Below are 3,269 nucleotides of genomic sequence, written 5' to 3'. Positions count from 1 at the left end.
GACCGCTGCGCCCACACCTTCATGTCCGCCATCTGCCTCGCCGCCACCGTCCTCTTCTGGATCAAGGAGTCCTGAGCCTAGGACCTCACGCCAGTGGCTAGCGCAAAACGCTAGCCGAGACGTTCGGCCGAGAAAGGCAGGGTAGCATGGACTGGTGCTGGATCTGGCATGCCAAGCCAAACGGTCCCACCTGCCGGCTCCGTGCTGCTCAAGCGGAAGCCCGCAACGGGGTTAGATGCGAAGTCTTATACCAGGTCCCAGTGAACAGAACCTATAGCTATAGCGCCTTCTGCAGCGGCACGGAGCTGCCTCAGCTTTCTATAGGTTCTGATCAAAGAGATTTTGGTATTACTGCAACCTGCCCGTCCTTAAGCGCGTCCATACATATAGATCTGGAGTGGGCCACACGACCCATGCCCAGCCTGTTGTAGGAGGCACGATGATGACGATGGGCAAGGCACCGGCAAAGCGTGAGCAGCGGATTGTGGCAGTCTGCTCCTACGCCTTCGGCTTGGTATCCGTCGGGGCAGCAGTGATCACCCTGGCGCTTGTCTGAACCGTCGCCGACATCCTCGACCGCCTAAGCAAGGAGCCCGCCCTCGGTGGGCTTTTGTGAGATCATCTGCGGCCCGCTGAGGATTGCAGATGCCCTCTCTGGCGTCTTTGGCCTAGGCACTGATAGCCTCGCCGGCATGTGCAACCTCTACTCCATGACCAGCAACAAGGCTGCCGTCCGCGACGTGGCGCGAGCCATGCGGGACAGCGTCGGCAACATGCCGCCGCTGCCGGAGATCTACCCCGACTATGCCGCGCCGACTGTGCGGAATGCCGCGGCCGGTGAGCGCGAACTAGTCATGGCGCGCTGGGGCATGCCGTCTCCAGCCTTCGTGCTGGAGGGGAAGAAGACCGACCCCGGCGTGACCAATATCCGCAACACCAAAAGCCCGCACTGGCACCGCTGGTTGTCCCCAGAGCATCGGTGCCTCGTGCCGCTAACCAGCTTCAGCGAGAACGACCGTGGGCCTGATGGCAAACCTCTGCCGATTTGGTTTGCTCTCTCGGCCGAGCGTCCTCTCGCGTTCTTCGCCGGCATCTGGACGACTTGGACCAGCGTGCGGAAGCTGAAGGAAGGCGAAGTGACGGCCGACCTCTTCGGCTTTCTGACCACGGAGCCGAATGCCGAGGTCGGCGCGGTCCATCCTAAAGCGATGCCGGCCATCCTGACCGACCCTGACGAGTGGGACACTTGGCTTGAGGCGCCCTGGGAAGAGGCAAGCATCTTGCAACGCCCACTCCCTGATGGGGCATTGCAGGTCGTGGCCAGAGGTGGGCGGCAGGACGGCTTGGACTAGCCTTTCGTCCCATGTGGCGGCGTAAGCTCTGAACGAGGCTTCTTGGCGCCGCATTTGCTGCACTTCATGCGCGCCACCAGTTCCCAGAGCTTCCGCCGGCTATCCATCTTGTGCAGGGCCGCCCATTCCCAGACCGGCCGACTCGCGCCCTGACCGCATCCCTCAGTGCTGCACCGGACGGTGAGTACCCAATCCTGCCGGTACCAGATGTAGTCCCCTGGGCAGGGTTGGCCCATGCGGGCTGCATTCACGACACCACGTGCGGCTCAGGCACCACGACTGGTTGCACGATCCAGCCGCCGGGGCAATCAGCCCGCAACGACACGACCTGGGCGGGGGAACCGCAAGCCGTGCAGAAGAGGCCGCCGATGACGTGTGCCAGGGGGCAGTTGCCGCGAGCTCGTAGCACATCGCCAACTGGGATCGGCCGGGGCGGCGGGCAGCAGCGATCGCCGCAGTGGGCGACTAGCGCCGTGGAGACCAAGGTGGCGAGGGGGCTGGCAAGCAGGGCATCACGCTCACTGGCCGGCACGGGGAGGGGGGATGATCGGGCCATGGGCGCGACGGTATCAGAGAGAACGAAAAAAGAACAAGAAGGCTTTCTACTCTCGATATGCCTTGCCTCACGTGCTGGGAGGTGGAGCGAGCGGGAGTTGCCGTAATCGGTGGCTTATCAGCGGCAGAGTTGCTCGCAGGGCACGCCGTCTCGGTCACCATCCAGCCGGCTCAGCCCGCACTGGCGGAAGTAGAACTGCGCCTCGGCGCAGCTGGTCATCTGGGTGCAGTAGCGCTTGCTGCCGCAACTCATGCCGGCAACGCTGCTGGAGGACGCCGTAGCCCTGCCCTCCCCGCTGCTGATGGCTGCGCGGTTGCGGTGGCCCGGCCGCCGTTCCGCCGCCAGACCCAGGGTTGTACCTGTTCGCCAGCGGGCAAGGCCCAGAGCCCGCGCTTCGCCTGGCGGTCTTCCGCCTCCAGTGGCGGCAACATCGGATCTCGGTTGTACTGCCGGTAGACCCAGGCGGCGCCGCGGCGCACCAGTTCGGCGTTGACATCAAGAGACCCGGCCCAGATCCGGCCGACGGTGCGGCCGTAGTGGTCGGTGTCTTCTACCGTCACGCGGACCTGCTTGCGGAAGACCAGAGCCGAGAGCTCCTGCTGCGCCCGGGTGCCATAGGGCTGCCGGCTCTCTGGCGCATCGATACCATAGAGGCGCACCCGCACCTGCCGGCGCTCCGGCGTCAGCAGGGTCAGGGTGTCGCCATCCTGGATGCCGACACCCTGACCCAGGAGTTCTGCAGCGAAGGCGGGCGAGGTAGCGAAGAGCAGGGCGGCCAGTAGCAGGCGACGGAAGAGCATGAGCATAGCCATAGCATAGCGGCGACCCCGCCTGCTTCCGAGACAGCCATGTGCCACGATGTGTCACACAGAAAAGCAGTGCCGCCTTCACTGGGCGTTAAGGAGGGTCTGCTACACCATGCGTACTGCGGCGGCGTGGTGAACGCCCTAACTGGTAACAGGCCCCAATCGGATCGGCGCCGGCCATAACGTCAGCGTGGAAGGGAGCAAGCAGACCCAGATCAGCCCGGCAGGCCCTCCCCTACCGGGCTGTTTCTATCGCCAGCCTCAAACACGCCTCTGGCCATGACCGTTGTCGACCGAGGCTGTGTGAAAACGCAGGTGCGCCGCCAGGCTGGAGAACAGCCTTCTACGTCGCAGTCGTTCCGGCACCTCAAACGGGAGGAAAACGCCCGCCATAGCGTGAGAGCGGCCATTCGGAAGAAGAACTTTCTACTGCCGCCACAGGAAATGGCGTTTTCACACAGCCTCCACTCATAGCGGACCTAGGCTCAGGACTCCTTGATCCAGAAGAGGACGGTGGCGGCGAGGCAGATGGCGGACATGAAGGTGTGGGCGCAG

At 64.1% G+C, this 3,269-nt stretch carries 3 protein-coding genes; 1 reads left to right on the top strand and 2 read right to left on the bottom strand.

Features of this window, described 5'->3' with window-relative positions; all coding sequences use genetic code 11:
- The first annotated feature begins 692 nt into the window (after positions 1–692).
- Positions 693–1,352, top strand: coding sequence for an SOS response-associated peptidase (locus EBE87_RS27975; protein ID WP_120641130.1), 660 nt, complete (start codon positions 693–695; stop codon positions 1,350–1,352).
- A 673-nt stretch (positions 1,353–2,025) separates the two neighbouring features.
- Here the strand turns inward: EBE87_RS27975 and EBE87_RS29580 are convergent.
- Positions 2,026–2,160, bottom strand: coding sequence for an excalibur calcium-binding domain-containing protein (locus EBE87_RS29580; RefSeq protein ID WP_199708141.1), 135 nt, complete (start codon positions 2,158–2,160; stop codon positions 2,026–2,028).
- The gene (locus tag EBE87_RS27965; RefSeq protein WP_233553524.1) at positions 2,157–2,708 is read right to left on the bottom strand and encodes a thermonuclease family protein; all 552 of its coding nucleotides are present in this window, start codon (positions 2,706–2,708) and stop codon (positions 2,157–2,159) included. Before EBE87_RS27965 ends, EBE87_RS29580 begins: the two co-directional genes overlap by 4 nt.
- Between the last annotated feature and the right edge of the window lie 561 nt (positions 2,709–3,269).

Origin of the sequence: Teichococcus wenyumeiae (assembly GCF_003696345.1) — a bacterium.
Classification (GTDB): domain Bacteria; phylum Pseudomonadota; class Alphaproteobacteria; order Acetobacterales; family Acetobacteraceae; genus Pseudoroseomonas; species Pseudoroseomonas wenyumeiae.
The sequence above is the reverse complement of the archived record's forward strand: the minus strand, read 5'-3'. Positions and strand labels throughout refer to the sequence as shown.